Raw genomic sequence first — 14725 nt, forward strand, 5'->3', positions numbered from 1 at the left:
GCGCATGAACGCGACCTTCACACCCGACTGGCAGCACTGGCCCCTGCTCGACGCACAACGCCTGTCGGTGGTGCTTGGTCGACAGGCCGATGGCCAATGGATCGCGGCAGCGCCTGCGCCCGCGGCTTCTGCCTTGCAGGATGCCGTGGCCCGTCGACTGGGCCATGTGCCCCGATGGGTGCAGGTGAGCCCCGAGACCCTGCAGCAGTGGCTGTTACAGGCCGAGGCTGGCCTGAAGGCCCGCAGCATGGTGGACGTGGCCGACGCGTCGGCGGGCGACGACACCTCCGACGGCCCGGGCCGCGAAGTGCCCCGGCATGAGCTGTCTCTGGCCCGCATCAGCCAGCAGGACAGCCCGGTCATTCGCCTGTTGGATGCCACCTTGTTCGACGCCCTGCAGGCCCAGGCCAGTGACCTGCACCTCGAGAGCACCGAGCAGGGCCTGGTGATCCGCCATCGCATTGACGGGGTCATGCTGGAGGTGGGGCGCGTGGCAGGCCGCGAGCAGGCCGAGCAGCTGGTCTCACGCCTGAAGGTGATGGCCGAGCTCGACATCGGTGAGCGACGCCTGCCGCAAGACGGGCGGTTCAAGCTGCGCGTGCGCAGCGGTGCCGCCTCAGCCCCTGGGGGGGCTGAGGCGCGGGTGCGCGATGTCGACTTCCGCCTGTCCATCATGCCGACCAGCTTTGGCGAAGATGCGGTGCTGCGCATCCTGGACCGCTCGCGGCTGTCCAGCGATGCGCAGGCCATGAGCCTGGCCACCTTGGGTTTCGAGCCAGCCGATGCCCAGCAGTTGCTGGACCTGGCCACCCGCCCTTACGGCATGGTGCTGGTGACCGGGCCCACCGGCAGCGGCAAGACGACCACCTTGTACGCCGTGGTGCAGCAGATCCACGATGGCCGCGACAAGATCATCACCATCGAAGACCCGGTGGAGTACCAGCTGCCGGGGGTGGTGCAGATCCCGGTGAACGAGCGCAAGGGGCTCACCTTTGCGCGCGGTCTGCGCAGCGTGCTGCGCCACGACCCCGACCGCGTGATGGTGGGCGAGATCCGCGACGCCGAAACCGCACAGATCGCGGCGCAAGCTGCACTGACCGGCCACCTGGTGCTCAGCACCATCCACGCCAACAACAGCTTCGATGTGGTGGGGCGCTTCATGCACATGGGGGTGGATCTGTACAACATGGTCTCTGCGCTCAATGGCGTGGTGGCCCAGCGCCTGATGCGCAAGCTCTGCCCCCATTGCGCACTGCCTGACGACGTGCCACCGGCACGTTGGCAAAGCCTGGGGGTGACCGCAGATGCCCAAGGCCGATGGCCCGAGGTGCTGCGTGCACGCGGTTGCCCGGCGTGCCGGCACACCGGCTATTCGGGCCGCAAGGCCATCACCGAGGTGCTCTGGATGGACGACACCTTGCGTGACCTGATCGTGGCGCGTGCACCGCTGGTGCGCATCAAGGCGCACGCCCTGCAACAAGGCACGCGCCTGTTGCGTCATGCGGGCCTGGCCTGTGTGCTGCGCGGCGAAAGCACGCTGGAGGAGCTGGACCGTGTCACCCAGGCCGAATGAACGGCTCGCCGGCCTGATGGCAGCCCTTCACGCCCGTCGCCCGGCTGCGGTGGTGCTGTGGCCTGCGCCGCATGACCCGCCCACCACGCTGCAGGACGACAGCCCGCACGGACCCACCTTGCAGCGCTGGCGCGACTGGTGCGTGGCGCATGCAGGGCGGCGGGTGAGCCTGGGCCTGTCATGCCGCTGGTCCCTGCAGTGGGAAGTGGCGGTGCCCTTGCACGCTGGCCCGGAGCAGGCCTGGCAGGCCGCCTGTGCCCAGGCCACGCATTACCTGGGCCCTGCCTTCCAGCCGCAAGCCTGGGCCTGGCGAGCCTGGCCGCTGCCGGGTGGCCAGACATCCCAGACATCCGAGAAGGCCGAGAAGGGGACGCGGCCTTGGCTGGTGGTGGCCTTGCCGCGGGCCTTGCTGGCCGACCTGCGGGCTGTGGCCGATGCCGCCCGTGTGCGCCTGGCGTGGGTGGGCCCCTGGTGGGCCGATTGGCTGGAGGCCGATGTGCCCGCTGTGCAACTGCATGACGCGGGCTGGTTGCTGCAATGGCGCCGCCAAGTGCAGACCGGCGGGGATGCTGCCGGCGTTGAGGCCCTGCACCTGAGTTGTCGGCCGTGGGCCCCGCAGGACCCGGTGGCCTGTGATTCGCCCGGCCCACAGTCGCCCCAACCCGAGCCGGGCACGGGGGGCGATCTCGGTCGCCTGGTCGCGGTGCGGGGGCCCGCAGGCGATGCAGGCCTGGCCGCCGGGCCTGTGGCCTGGGCTCCCCCCGCTGAACGACGGTGGACCGTGTGGACCGGGGGGGGCAAGTCGGCACCCGGGCGGTGCCACCGCCTGCGCGCCGATGAAGCCTTCGATTTCACACGCCGTGCACAGCCCATGGCGCCATGGGCCTGGGCCTTGCCGGTGATGGGGGTGCTGGGCCTTGTGGCGGGTGTGTGGCAGTGGCAGACGCTGGAGGCTCGCCACGAGGCCCTGCAGGTTCAGCAGCAGCGGCTGTTGCAGGCCGAGCACCGGTTGCGGCTGGCGCGTGCCATGGCCTCGCCGCCAGTGCAGGCGGCCCAGGCAGTGCATGCGCCAGCCGACCCCTGGCCCGCGGCACAGCAGGTCGCCGCCCAGGCGGTGATGGCCCGCCTGGGCTGGCCCTGGATGCAAGGCCTGTCCCGAAGCACCGCCGGGGTTGATCCCGCCCACACGCGCTGGACGCACTGGCAACTCGACCTCGGTGAGCTGGACTCGCCACAGGGCGAGCCGCCCGTGATCACCCTGGCGGGCTGGGCCACCCACGACGACGCCTTGACGCCCTGGTTGCGCCGTGAGCCTCAGGCCCGGTGGCTGTCGCGCGAACGCCTGGCCCAACCGGTGCCGGGGCAGGCCGGCGTCTTGACCCTGAAAGGGCAATGGCAGATGCCCTGGCCGGAGGTTTCACGATGACCGATCTGCGCCTGCTCGGGGACCGGTGGGCATTGCAGGTTCGCCCCTGGTGTCGCCTCTGGCACACCGGCGCCCAGCGTCTGGGCATGCCTGGTCGCATCGGGCTGTGCATGTGTGCCCTGGCATTGGCGGTCTGGGGGGGAGTCTTGCCTGCACAGCACCGGCAGGTCGATGAGCTGGCCGCGCACAACGATTGGCTGCGGCAGCGTCTGACCACGCTGTCCGCACCCGACACCCGCCACAGTGCCGCGTCTGAGGCCCCGGGCCTGGGCCCTGCGACGCCGAGTGCCTTGTGGGCGCAGGTGTGGCAAGCCCTGCCGACGGCCAGCGAAGCAGGGCCGCGACAGGCCAGCTTGCTGCGCGCAGCCGCAGAGACGGTGTCTGAGCCGGTGAGTTTCTCGCACGAACGCGTGAAGTCCCTGCCGGGTCTGTCCCGTTGGCGCCTGAGTGTGAGCACCACCGCGCCCTGGTCGCAGCAGATGCAGTGGATGGCCCATGTGTTGGCGCAGCCCGCGGTCAGCATCGATGCCGTCACCCTGCAGCGTGATCAGCCCCATGACGACGTGTGGCAACTGCGTCTGGGCCTGTCGCTCTGGACGCGCGACCCGACCACCTCGCGTGACACGCCTCAGGCCGTGGGCCTGCCCGCGGTGCACAAGGAGTGGCCATGAGCGCTTCCCGCGCCCCTGGCCGTGCCCTGTGGGGTGTGCTGGCCCTGGTGCTTGCAGCGGCTGCCTGGTTGGGCCAGACGCCGGATGACGAGTTGCTGGCACCCCGAGACACGCGTCCCGATCGACTCACACCGGCGTCAATGGTCTCGTCGCAGGCTGACACGGCGCCGCCTGCGGAGGCCACGGCATCTGGCCCGCGCGACGCGCTGGCCTCCCCTGCGTGGTGGCAGGCTCAGCACACCGAATGGACGCGGCGAGCCACCACGACATCCGAGCGCCCCCTCGACATGCCCCACGCTGCCTGGGGCCCCTGGGCCCCCGAAGTGCCCGCGCCCCTGGCCCGCGCACCCGAGCAAACCGCGCCGCAAGCCCCGGCGTTTCCGCACGCCTGGGTGGGCCGTGTGGTGGATGACATGCCCCGCGCCGTGATCGCCGGTCCACAGCGCACCTGGGTGCTGCGCGCCGGCGAGGTGCTCGACGGCCAGTGGCGGCTCGATGCGCTGGGCGAGCGTCAACTCAGTTTCACCTACCTTCCCCTGCAGCAGACCGTGCTGGTGTCTGCGCGTTCGCCTGCGACCCCATGAACCACACCGCCATTTTTTCGGACGCCCTTTGTGCAGGCCATGCTGGCCATGCTGGCCACCGGTCGCCACCCGGGCGATTCAGCCGATTCACCCGATGCGTGCGAGGGCTGGGCGCCATGGCCTTGTGCCTGATCACGCCCCTGTGGCTGGTGGCTTGCGGGCACACGGCCTTGCAGGATGCCGAACGTCTGGCCCAGTCGGGCCAGCATGAAGTCGCCTTGCAGCGCCTGCAAGGCGCACAGCAGGCCACCCCGGACGACACCCGCCTCACCGCGGCCCTGGCCAAACAGCGTGAGACCACGGTGGCCGCGCTGCTGTACGAGGCCGACCTGGCCCGTGCGGCCGGTCAGTGGGGCGCTCTGCAGCAGGTGCTTGCGCGCCTGGAGGTGGCCGCCCCTCAGCACCCCCGCACGCAGGGCCTGCGCCAGGACATTGCGCGCCGCGATCGCATCCAGCGGCTGGTGCAGGAAGCCCAGCGCGCACAGCAGCGGCAAGACATGGCCGCCACCGAGGCTGCCTGGCGTGCCGTGCTGGCCGATGAGCCCGCGCATCAGCAGGCCCGCCGTGAACTGGCCCTGATCGACGAGCAACGACAGGCGTCCACACGCCAGCGCAGTGCCCTGGTGCTGGCTGCGGCCGACCGGCCCATCACGCTCGAGTTCCGGGAGGCCACCCTGCGCACCGTGTTCGAAACCCTGGCCCGTGCCGCTGGCCTGAACTTTGTCTTCGACAAGGACGTGCGCGCCGAAGCCAAGGTCACGCTGTTCCTGCGGGACACCCAGGTGCACGAGGCGCTGCGCGTCATCCTGAGCACGCAGCAGCTGGGCCACAAGCTGCTCAACGAGCGCACGGTGCTGGTCTTTCCAGGCACACCGCAAAAGCAGCGTGAACTGCTGGACACCGTCACCCGCAGCTTCTACCTCACCAGTGCCGACCCCAAGCAGGTGCAGTCATTGATCCGCACCATGGCCAAAAGCCGCGACATCCATGTCGACGAGCGCCTGAACCTGGTGGTGGTGCGTGACACCCCCGAGGTCATCCGGCTGGTCGAGCGGCTTGTGGCCAGTGTGGACCTGCCCGACCCCGAGGTGATGCTCGAGCTGGAAGTGATGGAGGTGTCCAGCAGCCGCGAGATGGACCTGGGCCTGTCATGGCCTGGCGAGTACACCTACGGCCTGCCAGGCGCCAACGCGGCCACCGCCCTGACCAGTGCCGAAGGCTTGCGCGTGAGCGTGCCCAACCCCTTGTCGGTGGCACGTCTGCGCAGCAGTGTGGACGCTTCCAACCTGCTGGCCAACCCGCGCATCCGGGCTCGCAACCGCGAGAAGGCCCGCATCCTGCTGGGCGAGAAGGTGCCAGTGTTCACCACCACCGCCACCGCCAACGTGGGCGTGTCGGCATCGGTCAGCTACCAGGATGTGGGGTTGAAGCTCGAGCTCGAGCCCATGGTGCAGCTCGATGACGAAGTGACCATCAAGGTGGGGCTGGAGGTCAGCAGCATCACCAGCACGGTGATGGGGCCCTCGGGCTCCACGGCCTACCAGATCGGCACCCGCCAGGCCAGCACCTCGCTGCGCCTGCGTGATGGTGAAACCCAGGTGCTGGCTGGCCTGATCAACGACACCGAAAGCCGCAGCGGTGCTGGCTTGCCCTATGTGAACGAGACGCCCGTGGTGGGGCGCCTGTTCGGCTCGCGCAAGGACGCACAGAAGAAGACCGAGGTGGTGCTGTTGATCACGCCGCGTGTGGTGCGCAACCTGCACCAGCAAAGCTTGCCGGTCTCCCCCATGCCTTCGGGCACCGAAAGCCAGCCAGGTGCTGCACCCTGGCAACTCGGCAAGGGCCAGGTGGGCGGCAGCCCGTCGGGCGCCGGGGCAGCCACCGCAGGGGCACCTCGGGCAGCAGCATCTGGCAAAGGCATGGGGCCTGTGGAGGCTGGCCTGTTCAGCGGCCCCGAGCAGGTGCAGGCCGGTGGCGGCTTCACCCTGGGGCTCAACAACCGCAGCGACACCCCGGTGGTCGTGACCTTGCAGTACGACCCGTCGGTGCTGCTGACGCCCGAGGGCAGCGCAGCCACAGGCCTGGGCGCTGGCCCCCTGACCGTGCCACCACGAGGCCGTCAGGCGGTGGCCTTCACGGTCAGGCCCGGCACCCCAGCGGGCCCGGTCACCATTGGCAGCAGCACCGGCGAGCAGTTCACCTTCATGGTGTTCGACCCGCAGGCCATGCCGCAGGGCTCGGCCGAGCCCCTGCCGGAGCCTGCCGAGCGCACCACCGAGCCTGAGCCTGCCACCCCCCAGGACGGAGGCCGTTGATGCGCATGCCCACCCGTCGACCCGGCTTCACCCTCATCGAGATGGTGGTGGTGCTGATGATCGTGGGCATCCTGGCCAGCGCCGCCATGCCGCTGCTCGCCCTGAACAAGCGGCGTGCCCAAGAGGCTGAATTGCGCCAGAACCTGCGCACCGTGCGTGCAGCCATCGACGCCTACCACCAGGCCTGGGAAGAAGGCCGCATCGAGCGCAAGCCCAATGACAGTGGCTACCCGCCCAGCCTGCATCACCTGGTGCAGGGGGTGCCAGATGTGAGCAGCCCCCGCAAGCGCCGCATCTACTTTTTGCGCAGCCTGCCCCGGGATCCCTTTGCCGACCCCACGCTGGCCCCGGTCGACACCTGGGCCTTGCGCAGTTATGCCAGCCCGCCCGACGCGCCAGCGCCGGGTGCCGATGTGTTCGACGTGCGTTCACGCTCCGAGGCCATGGGCCTGGACGGCACGCCATTGAAAGGCTGGTGAGCCATGGTGCGCACGCGGGGCTTCACCCTCATCGAGCTGATCGTGGTGCTGGCCATCATTGGCCTGCTGGCCACCTTGGTGGCCCCCCGTTACCACCGGCAGGTCGAGCGGGCCCGCGAGGCCAGCCTGCGCACCTCCCTGAACGTGATGCGCGATGCGCTCGATAAGTACGCGGCCGACAAGGGGCGTTACCCGGACACGCTGGACGCCCTGGTGGCGGCCGGCTATCTGCGCCAGGTGCCGGAAGACCCCTTCACAGGCACCCGCGACAGCTGGATGACCTTGCCCCCGCGCCCAGACAGCGGCTTGCCAGGCGCAGCCGCCGATGTGCGCAGCGGCGCCACAGGCCGTGGGCTGGACGGCAGCCCTTACGCCGGCTGGTGATGAGACGTCGACAGTCGGGGTTCAGTTACCTGCTGCTGCTGGGCTGGGTGGCTGTCAGCGGGGTGATGCTGTCGGCCCTGGGGACGCAGTGGCTCACGCAGGCCCGTCGCGAGGCCGAGGCCGATCTGGTATTTCGCGCGGGACAGATCACCCAGGCCTTGCAGCGCTACGCCCGCGCCACACCGCCCGGACAGCCCACAGCGCCCCGCCAGCTGGATGAACTGCTGGACGACACCCGCAGCGGACAGCGCCTGCGCCACCTGCGTCAGGTGGGGCGTGACCCCATCACGCGCGGGCCTTGGGGCCTTCAGAAAGAGGGCGACCGCATCGTTGGCGTTTTCAGCCCATCGCTCACGCGGCCCTGGGCCCCCCCGGTGGGCGTACAGCGCTACCGGGATTGGGTGTTCATGCCAGACGGCGCCCTCACAAGCCCAGCGCCTGAACCAGTGCCGGCAAGTGGTCCTCGAAATCGCTGACGGCATGGTCGCTGCCTGGCAGCACCTTCATGGCGCAACCCGGGTAGGCCGCCACCATCTCCTGCCAGTCCAGCACCTCGTCGCCCTGCGCCACCAGCAGCCACCAGTGCGCAGGCGGCTGCACGGGGTAGGGCGCGAGCGCCTTGAATTCCTCGATGAAGGCTGGCTGGAAAAAGAAGCGGTCTTCGGGGTCGTGAAAGCTGGTTTGCTCGCCGATGTAACGCGCCAGGTCACGGGCTGGCGCCACCGCCGGGTTGATGAAGGCTGCGCGACAGCCCAGGTCTTGCGCCAGTGCGGTGGCATAAAAGCCGCCCAGCGACGAGCCCACGATGGCCGTGGTTTCGGCGGGCCAATGCTGCACCACCGTCTGCATCAGGGCCCATGCCTCGCGTGGCGAAGGGGGCAGCTGCGGGCAGGCCCAGGTGATCTGGCGACCCTGTGCCGCACGCTCGGCCACATGACGGGCCATGCGCTGCGCCTTGGTCGAAGCGGGCGATGACCGAAAGCCGTGCAGATACAGCAGGTGGGTGGCTGGTGTCATGAACTTTCCATCCGTCAACAAATCGTCATGCCAGCTTTCTAGCATGGCGGCTTCAACCACGATAAATGCCATGAATCCACAACCCCACTCGGTGGACACCTCCGAGCACCTGCTGCGCATCGTCGAGATGGCCCCGCAGGTGCGCAGGCGCTACCAGTTCTTCTTGTGGAGCCAGGGAGACCTTCAGCGCTGGTTGCCGCACAAACTGCTGGTGTGCGGCGCCTATGACCGACAGGCCCGAGACCTGGTCTTCGATGTGTTCAACAGCGTGCCGCTGACCGAAGCGGCACAGGCGGCACTGCAGGGGCACCGCGCCCAGGTGCTGACGGCCGCCATGCGCCTGTGGCGACAACATCGGCAGCAGCCCTGCCTGCTGCCTTTGCAGGAGGTGGCCCTGACCGATGTGGCCGCTCAGGCGCTGTGCCAGGCCGGCTACCACCACCTGCTGGTGCATGGCCTGAGCCGGCCAGGGCGTCCCGACGACATCGAGAGTTTTTTCCTGTTCGGCCTGCCAGGCGGTCAGTACGGACACGAGGCCCTGCAGGGCATCGACATGCTGCTGCCCTGCCTGCACATGACCTACCAGCGGGTGCATGTCACCGAACAGCAGATGAGCCCGCAGCACCGCGGCGGCCTGGGCGGCAGCACGCCCTCGCTGACCCCGCTGGCCCAGCGCACGCCCCAGATCACCGAGCGCGAGCGCGAGATCCTGAGCTGGGTGCGTGACGGCCTGAGCAACCAGCAGATCGGCGAGAAGCTGGGCATCAGCGCGCTGACCGTCAAGAACCACATCCAGAAGATCCTGCGCAAGCTGGGCGCGGCCAACCGGGCGCAGGCCGTGGCCAAGGCCATGACCTTGCATTCCCTGGGGGCCGTGCAGTCCATGCCCGACCCGTCTCAAGACTGAACACATGAACCCGAACCGATTGTTGTGTCTGGCCGCCTGCTCAATGGGCATGATGGGCGCTGTGGTGCAGGCCCGGAGCCTGGCGCTGGCCGACCCCACCCCCTGGAGCGATTTCCCAGCGGCGGCTGCGCCCGCGCCGGATGCCTTGCAGGGCCTGGCGGTGCATGAAAGCTTCCGTGCCATCGTGCAGGAGGGCCCCTGGCGCGCAGACCACAGGCCGGTGCAGACGGCGGCCGAGCAGCGCTGGATGGCCGACCTGCAGGCCGGGCGCTGGGCGCAGGCCCTGGCCACCCTGAAAAGTGATCACGGCATGCGTCTGGGGGTGCCCGATGCCTCGGGCGCCACGGGTCTGGGCCTGGCGGCCCGCGCGGGGCAGCTGGACCTGGTGCGTGAACTGATTCGCCAGGGCGCACCGCTGGACACGCCTGCCCTGCATGGCCTGACCCCGCTGGCCGCTGCAGCTGCCGAGGGCCATGACCTGGTGGTGCACGACCTCTTGCGCGCAGGGGCGCAGGTCAATGCCAGAACCCACCAGGGCCAGACTCCCCTGCACATGGCCGCCGAGGCGGGGCGTTCAAGAACCATTGCTTTGCTGCTTCGCCACGGCGCGGCTCCCCAGGCCCTGAACAAGGAGGGGCGCATGCCACTCCACCAGGCGGCCTACCGAGGCCATGTGCAGGCGCTGCAAGCGCTGGTGCAGGCAGGGCAGCCTCTGGCTGTGCCCGACGCCCACGGCCTCAATGCCGTGCATGCCGCGGCCCTGGGCAACCAGCCGGACACCGTGGCGTGGTTGCGGAGGCAGGGTGTGCCTGTGCCATCCCTGCTCAGCCAGGTGCTGATCGACCAGATGGGGGCGTGCCCGCCCGGCCTGCCGGCTTGCGTGCAGGCCCTGCCCTGAACCGCAGCACCACGGCCTTTCGCCTCCTTGGTTCCGACGCCCTGCTTGCAGGGCGTTTTTCATGGGCTCCCGCGTGGGGCAAAGCCTGCGCACCCCCTGAATGGAGGGGAAGAGGCAGGGCCCCAAGGGTGGGGGTCATTTGTCATGCGGCCTGGTCTGAACGGCTCATGACAGAGGGGCCTGCAGACCGTTTTGGGGCGCTTTGAACGGGGTGTGGCCGCCCCTGGTGCGGCCACTGTCAGAACGGGACGCCTCCCCTGGGTGGATCGGATCACGCGCTTCCTCGGAGTTCCGTGAACGTCTGTCATGCGGGATTTCGATACTTCGCCGGGCTTCGAGGTGCAGTGCGCTCGAGTCAGACAACCAACCACATTTCCCTTTCCTCTACGGAGCAAGCAATGAACTTCAAGATGATCGCAATGGCCGCTGCCCTCGTGGCCGCTGGCACCGCCCACGCCGGCATCACCAAGATGGACGGCGTCACTGTCAACGGTGACAGCTCGGTCCTGCTGGTGATGCTGGACAGCACCAACAACGCCGCCGGCCCCAATGTGCGCGGCCTGACCGTGGACCTGGGTCTGAGCTTCTCGCAGCTGCGCGCCGGCGGCATGTACTCGGGCGCTGACCAGAGCCTGGCCTGGGACCTGGCCAACAACACCTTCACCATCAACGGTGCGGTGCAGACCGGTGCCACCAACGACTGGTCGGGCCAGGTGGCGGACTTCATCTCCAAGGCCGACATGGCACAGGTGAAGTACGCCCTGGTGGCAGGTTCGCGCCGAGGCTCGAACGTGAATGCTTTCCTCGCTGCCGGCACGCCCACTGCCACGCAACTGACCAACCAGAACTCGGCCAAGACCACCAACATGCAGCAGGTTGACCTGCCGCTGTACATCCAGGGTGCCAACGGCGGCACCCTGGCCACCGCTGACAACGGGGCTTACTCGATGGGTGCGACTGACACGGGTTACGTTGGCACGGGCTACAACCTGACCACCGTCAACGGTTACCTCAACAACATCTTCTGGTCGACCTGGACCTCGCTGGGTGGCAAGACCAACCTGACCGAAGTTCGTGCCAACGGCTCGGAATCTGCTGTGGGTCTGACCAGCACCTTCGCTCTGCCTGCGGGTGCCACCGGCTGGGACAGCACCGGCCTGCTGAACGATCGCGGCACGCTGCAAGTGTCGGCCGACGGCCTGTCGGTGTCGTGGAAGACCGCTTCGGCCATCACCCCGGCTGTGCCCGAGCCCGAAACCTACGCCCTGATGCTGGCTGGCGTGGCCGTGGCCACCCTGGCTGCCCGCCGTCGTCGCGCTCAGTAATGCCCGCAGGAGGCCCTCGGCCTGAGGGCCTCCTTCCCTGCCCCCCGCTCCAACCCTTCAAGGTACACCATGCAATTCACCAAGATCGCCCTGGCTTCGGCCGCCCTGCTGGCCCTGGCTTCGCAAGCCCAAGCCGCCGTTCGCATTTCGGGTGCCACCGCCACCTCGAACAACTACGTCATCGCCCTGACCAAGATGTGCGCCGGCGAGAACGTCAATGTGTTCAAGACCAACGCCACCAACAACAACCTGGGCAACCAGTTCACCGTGAAGTGCAACAGCGGCAACTTCATCGGCGCTGACGGCACCGACTCGGGCGAGAGCGAAGCCCAGTTCGACCTGACCGGTGGTTCGATCAACTCGGTGTTGTTCACCCAGGAAGCCGCCGACAACGGCGAACCCCAAGCCGCCAGCGGCAAGTTCCTGCCCGCCGGCCTGACCTGCACCACCGTGACCGGCGCCGGCCCCCTGGCCTTCCTGGGCAACAAGCTGCGCGCCAGCTGCCCCAGCAGCGCCCTGGTCACCGCCAAGTCGGTCGGTGGCTTCACCGACGTCGAGCCGCCCGTGTTCACCGCCACTGGCGTGCTGAGCAGCCAGTACACCTACACCGCAGCCACCTTCAGCCAGGTGTTTGGCGTGGCCGCTTCCAAGGCCCTGTACGAAGCCCTGCAAGCCGCCCAGGGCCTGACCGTGGGCAGCACCACCCCGGCCAACCAGCCCAGCATTTCGCGCGCCAAGCTGGCCTCGTTGATGAACTCCGACAACTTCAACCAGGCCAAGGCCCAGGGCCCCAAGTTCCTGGTGCCCGGCACCACCCAGACCAACATCACCTACTGCCGCCGCCCCAACACCTCGGGCACGCAGGCTTCGGCCCAGCTGTACTTCATGGCTGACCCGGTGGCCACCGGCGCCCTGGGCGGCAAGCTGACCATCCACGGTCCTGACCTGGACGGCGCCGCCAACGAAGTGGTGCAAGGCGTGTCCTTCGATGCCAGCGGCAACGAAGTGCCCACCGGCAACACCGTCACCTTCGCCATGAACAGCGGTTCGTCGAACGTGCGCAGCTGCCTGAACGCCGCCGGCTTCAGCTTCGGCGTGCTGTCGGCCGAGAACAACCCGCTGGGTGGCAGCGACACCTACCGCTTCGTCAAGATCAGCAACGTGTCGATGACCGGCGGCGTGGCCGGCGACAGTCAGACCGCCACCGCCCTGTCTGGTGACTTCGACTTCGTGTACGAAGCCGCCCTGTTCAACCCGCAAGGCGTGCCCCTGCTCGACCTGATCAACGCATCGGTGCTGACGGGCGCTCCCACCCCGGGCCTGTTCCTGAACAGCTTCTCGGGCGCCCCTGAGACCAAGTTTGGCCGCGGCGGCAATGCCGTGGCGCCATACGTTGCCAACTGATCTGAACCTGCTCAGCCCTGGGGCTTTTGGCCCGAGGGCGTGATCGGTGCCCCCAGGGCACACGGCGCAGTCCCCACCCGTGGGGACTGCCTTTTTGCGTTTGAGCCGAAATGAAAAAACTGATCGTGGCAATGTGCGGGCTGTGGGCCCTGGGTGCGGTGCAGGCCCAAGCGCCTGGCCAGGCCGTGGCCACCCCTGCGGTGGTGAGCTTTGATGTGCTGGAGTTCGTGGTGGAGGGCAACACCGTGCTGCCGCCCGATGCGGTCGAGCGCGCCCTGATGCCGCACATGGGCCCGGGCAAGACACTGCGCGACGTCGAACGTGCCCGCGAAGCGCTGGAGCGCGCCTACCAGGATGCGGGTTACCTGTCCGTGGTGGTCAGCCTGCCCAACCAGAAAGTGCGGCCCGATGGCGAGGTGCGTCTGCAGGTCACGCAGGCCCGCGTGGAGGCCTTGAGCGTGTCAGGGGCGCAGCACCACCGGCCCAGCCTGTTGCGCGAACAACTGCCCAGCCTGCATCCGGGCGAGGTGCCTTACTTCCCGCAGGTGCAGCAGGAGCTGGCCGCGGCGCAGACCGCCAACCTGCAGGTCACCCCGGTGCTGTCGGGTGGCAGTGCGCCCGAGCTGATCCAGATGGACATCAAGGTGGACGACACGCCAGCCTCCAGTGCGTCGGTCGAACTCAACAACAACCAGAGCTTCAACACCTCACGCGGCCGCTTGTCGGCCGTGGCCAGCCACGGCAACCTGTTCCAGCGCGGCCACCAGGTGTCGGTGGCCTGGCAGTACGCCCCATGGCGTCCGGACGACACCAATTCCCTGACCTTCCTGTACGGCCTGCCCCTGGGCAGAGACGACACCCTGACCTTCTCGCTCACCCGCAACGACAGCAGCACGCCCGTGCGCGTGGGCGACGGCGGCAACACCCTGGCCAAGGGCGCCTTCTATGGCCTGAACTGGCGCCGCGCGCTACCGTCGCGCCACTGGCCGATCCGCCATTCGTTCAGCACCGCGCTGGACCTCAAGCACAACGACGACCAGACCGAACTGTTCGACACGCTGAACACCCGCAAGCCGCCTTTGCGCTATGGCGCGGTCAGCGTGGGCTACGCCCTGACCTGGACCCCGTCGGCAGGCACCTCGGTCAGCTGGTCGACCACGGCGGTGGGCTCGGCCGGTTCACTGGCCTCGCGCCAGGTCGATTGCGACGGCCAGCAGCTGGAACAGTTCGAATGCAAGCGCAATGGCGCACGCCCCAGCTTCCTGGCCTGGAAGCATGCGCTGGACATCAGTGCCCCGCTGTGGGGACGCTGGCGCTTCAACGCCACGCTCGACGGCCAGCTGGCCTCTGGCCCCCTGGTGGCTGGCGAGCAGTACACCCTGGGTGGCGCCGACACCGTGCGCGGCTACTACGACCACGAGCAGGCCGGTGATGCGGGCTGGTTCGCCCGTTTCGAGCTGTTGACCCCGGCCTGGTCGCTGGCCTCCAGCCGCCTGACGGGCCTGCTGTTCATGGACCGCGGTTTCGTGAACCTGCAGCAGGCCCTCGAGGGTCAGGTCGAACGGGCCCACCTGGGCGCCTGGGGCCTGGGCCTGCGCATGCAACTGGGCCAAGGCACCCAGCTGGCCCTTGACGCGGCCAAGCCGATCCACGCCACCCAGCGGGCCGAAACCGACGGCCTGCGCCCCACCACCGAATCGTCCTGGCGCCTCCATGTGCGCGCCATCCAGTCTTTCTGAGCA

Annotated in this window: 14 protein-coding genes; 13 read left to right on the forward strand and 1 reads right to left on the reverse strand. The window is 68.6% G+C overall.

The features are described 5' to 3' along the window. Positions 1 to 4 precede the first annotated feature (4 nt). The 8 genes from EYS42_RS13560 to EYS42_RS13595 all read left to right on the forward strand — a co-directional run bounded on the left by EYS42_RS13560 (position 5) and on the right by EYS42_RS13595 (position 7908). Positions 5 to 1573: a GspE/PulE family protein gene (locus EYS42_RS13560; protein ID WP_130968719.1), complete on the forward strand. Its 1569-nt coding sequence runs from the start codon at positions 5 to 7 to the stop codon at positions 1571 to 1573. A gap of 16 nt (positions 1574 to 1589) precedes the next feature. Further along, positions 1590 to 2999 carry a hypothetical protein gene (locus EYS42_RS13565; RefSeq protein ID WP_130968720.1) on the forward strand — a complete coding sequence of 470 codons (1410 nt, stop codon included), beginning with the start codon at positions 1590 to 1592 and terminating at the stop codon, positions 2997 to 2999. Beyond that, the gene (locus EYS42_RS13570) at positions 2996 to 3670 is read left to right on the forward strand and encodes a hypothetical protein (RefSeq protein WP_130968721.1); all 675 of its coding nucleotides are present in this window, start codon (positions 2996 to 2998) and stop codon (positions 3668 to 3670) included. Before EYS42_RS13565 ends, EYS42_RS13570 begins: the two co-directional genes overlap by 4 nt. Then, on the forward strand, positions 3667 to 4254 hold the full coding sequence (locus tag EYS42_RS13575) for a hypothetical protein (protein ID WP_130968722.1): 588 nt from the start codon (positions 3667 to 3669) through the stop codon (positions 4252 to 4254). Before EYS42_RS13570 ends, EYS42_RS13575 begins: the two co-directional genes overlap by 4 nt. Before the next feature lie 116 nt (positions 4255 to 4370). Beyond that, complete coding sequence (locus EYS42_RS13580; RefSeq protein ID WP_130968723.1) at positions 4371 to 6569, forward strand: secretin GspD/PilQ domain-containing protein; 2199 nt, start codon at positions 4371 to 4373, stop codon at positions 6567 to 6569. Then, on the forward strand, positions 6569 to 7048 hold the full coding sequence (locus tag EYS42_RS13585; protein ID WP_130968724.1) for a type II secretion system protein: 480 nt from the start codon (positions 6569 to 6571) through the stop codon (positions 7046 to 7048). Before EYS42_RS13580 ends, EYS42_RS13585 begins: the two co-directional genes overlap by 1 nt. A gap of 3 nt (positions 7049 to 7051) precedes the next feature. Then, positions 7052 to 7432 carry a type II secretion system protein gene (locus tag EYS42_RS13590; RefSeq protein ID WP_130968725.1) on the forward strand — a complete coding sequence of 127 codons (381 nt, stop codon included), beginning with the start codon at positions 7052 to 7054 and terminating at the stop codon, positions 7430 to 7432. Beyond that, positions 7432 to 7908: a type II secretion system protein gene (locus tag EYS42_RS13595; RefSeq protein ID WP_130968726.1), complete on the forward strand. Its 477-nt coding sequence runs from the start codon at positions 7432 to 7434 to the stop codon at positions 7906 to 7908. The genes EYS42_RS13590 and EYS42_RS13595 overlap by 1 nt, the downstream gene beginning before the upstream one ends. On the opposite strand, the gene EYS42_RS13600 is transcribed toward EYS42_RS13595, so the two are convergent. After that, the gene (locus tag EYS42_RS13600; RefSeq protein WP_130968727.1) at positions 7856 to 8449 is read right to left on the reverse strand and encodes a YqiA/YcfP family alpha/beta fold hydrolase; all 594 of its coding nucleotides are present in this window, start codon (positions 8447 to 8449) and stop codon (positions 7856 to 7858) included. The two genes, EYS42_RS13595 and EYS42_RS13600, sit on opposite strands and share 53 nt — an antisense overlap. Before the next feature lie 70 nt (positions 8450 to 8519). Between EYS42_RS13600 and epsA the strand changes: the two genes are divergently transcribed. From epsA to EYS42_RS13625, 5 genes are all read left to right on the forward strand, one after another. Next, on the forward strand, positions 8520 to 9356 hold the full coding sequence (epsA, locus tag EYS42_RS13605) for an XrtB/PEP-CTERM-associated transcriptional regulator EpsA (protein WP_165456781.1): 837 nt from the start codon (positions 8520 to 8522) through the stop codon (positions 9354 to 9356). Between the two features lie 4 nt (positions 9357 to 9360). Next, positions 9361 to 10254: an ankyrin repeat domain-containing protein gene (locus tag EYS42_RS13610; RefSeq protein ID WP_130968729.1), complete on the forward strand. Its 894-nt coding sequence runs from the start codon at positions 9361 to 9363 to the stop codon at positions 10252 to 10254. A gap of 398 nt (positions 10255 to 10652) precedes the next feature. Beyond that, on the forward strand, positions 10653 to 11579 hold the full coding sequence (locus tag EYS42_RS17355) for a PEP-CTERM sorting domain-containing protein (RefSeq protein WP_130968730.1): 927 nt from the start codon (positions 10653 to 10655) through the stop codon (positions 11577 to 11579). Between the two features lie 69 nt (positions 11580 to 11648). Further along, the gene (locus EYS42_RS13620; RefSeq protein ID WP_130968731.1) at positions 11649 to 12983 is read left to right on the forward strand and encodes a hypothetical protein; all 1335 of its coding nucleotides are present in this window, start codon (positions 11649 to 11651) and stop codon (positions 12981 to 12983) included. A gap of 110 nt (positions 12984 to 13093) precedes the next feature. Further along, positions 13094 to 14722: a ShlB/FhaC/HecB family hemolysin secretion/activation protein gene (locus EYS42_RS13625; RefSeq protein WP_130968732.1), complete on the forward strand. Its 1629-nt coding sequence runs from the start codon at positions 13094 to 13096 to the stop codon at positions 14720 to 14722. The last annotated feature ends 3 nt before the right edge of the window (positions 14723 to 14725 follow it).

It is taken from the genome of Aquabacterium lacunae (genome assembly GCF_004310865.1).
Lineage (GTDB): Bacteria > Pseudomonadota > Gammaproteobacteria > Burkholderiales > Burkholderiaceae_C > Aquabacterium > Aquabacterium lacunae.

Excerpts from the sequence above, each read along its gene's own strand:
- EYS42_RS13560 (WP_130968719.1), top strand. The coding sequence starts at position 5 with ATGAACGCGACCTTCACACCCGACTGGCAGCACTGGCCCCTGCTCGAC.
- EYS42_RS13565 (WP_130968720.1), top strand. The coding sequence starts at position 1,590 with ATGGCAGCCCTTCACGCCCGTCGCCCGGCTGCGGTGGTGCTGTGGCCT.
- EYS42_RS13570 (WP_130968721.1), top strand. The coding sequence starts at position 2,996 with ATGACCGATCTGCGCCTGCTCGGGGACCGGTGGGCATTGCAGGTTCGC.
- EYS42_RS13575 (WP_130968722.1), top strand. The coding sequence starts at position 3,667 with ATGAGCGCTTCCCGCGCCCCTGGCCGTGCCCTGTGGGGTGTGCTGGCC.
- EYS42_RS13580 (WP_130968723.1), top strand. The coding sequence starts at position 4,371 with ATGGCCTTGTGCCTGATCACGCCCCTGTGGCTGGTGGCTTGCGGGCAC.
- EYS42_RS13585 (WP_130968724.1), top strand. The coding sequence starts at position 6,569 with ATGCGCATGCCCACCCGTCGACCCGGCTTCACCCTCATCGAGATGGTG.
- EYS42_RS13590 (WP_130968725.1), top strand. The coding sequence starts at position 7,052 with ATGGTGCGCACGCGGGGCTTCACCCTCATCGAGCTGATCGTGGTGCTG.
- EYS42_RS13595 (WP_130968726.1), top strand. The coding sequence starts at position 7,432 with ATGAGACGTCGACAGTCGGGGTTCAGTTACCTGCTGCTGCTGGGCTGG.
- EYS42_RS13600 (WP_130968727.1), bottom strand. The coding sequence starts at position 8,449 with ATGACACCAGCCACCCACCTGCTGTATCTGCACGGCTTTCGGTCATCG.
- epsA (WP_165456781.1), top strand. The coding sequence starts at position 8,520 with ATGAATCCACAACCCCACTCGGTGGACACCTCCGAGCACCTGCTGCGC.
- EYS42_RS13610 (WP_130968729.1), top strand. The coding sequence starts at position 9,361 with ATGAACCCGAACCGATTGTTGTGTCTGGCCGCCTGCTCAATGGGCATG.
- EYS42_RS17355 (WP_130968730.1), top strand. The coding sequence starts at position 10,653 with ATGAACTTCAAGATGATCGCAATGGCCGCTGCCCTCGTGGCCGCTGGC.
- EYS42_RS13620 (WP_130968731.1), top strand. The coding sequence starts at position 11,649 with ATGCAATTCACCAAGATCGCCCTGGCTTCGGCCGCCCTGCTGGCCCTG.
- EYS42_RS13625 (WP_130968732.1), top strand. The coding sequence starts at position 13,094 with ATGAAAAAACTGATCGTGGCAATGTGCGGGCTGTGGGCCCTGGGTGCG.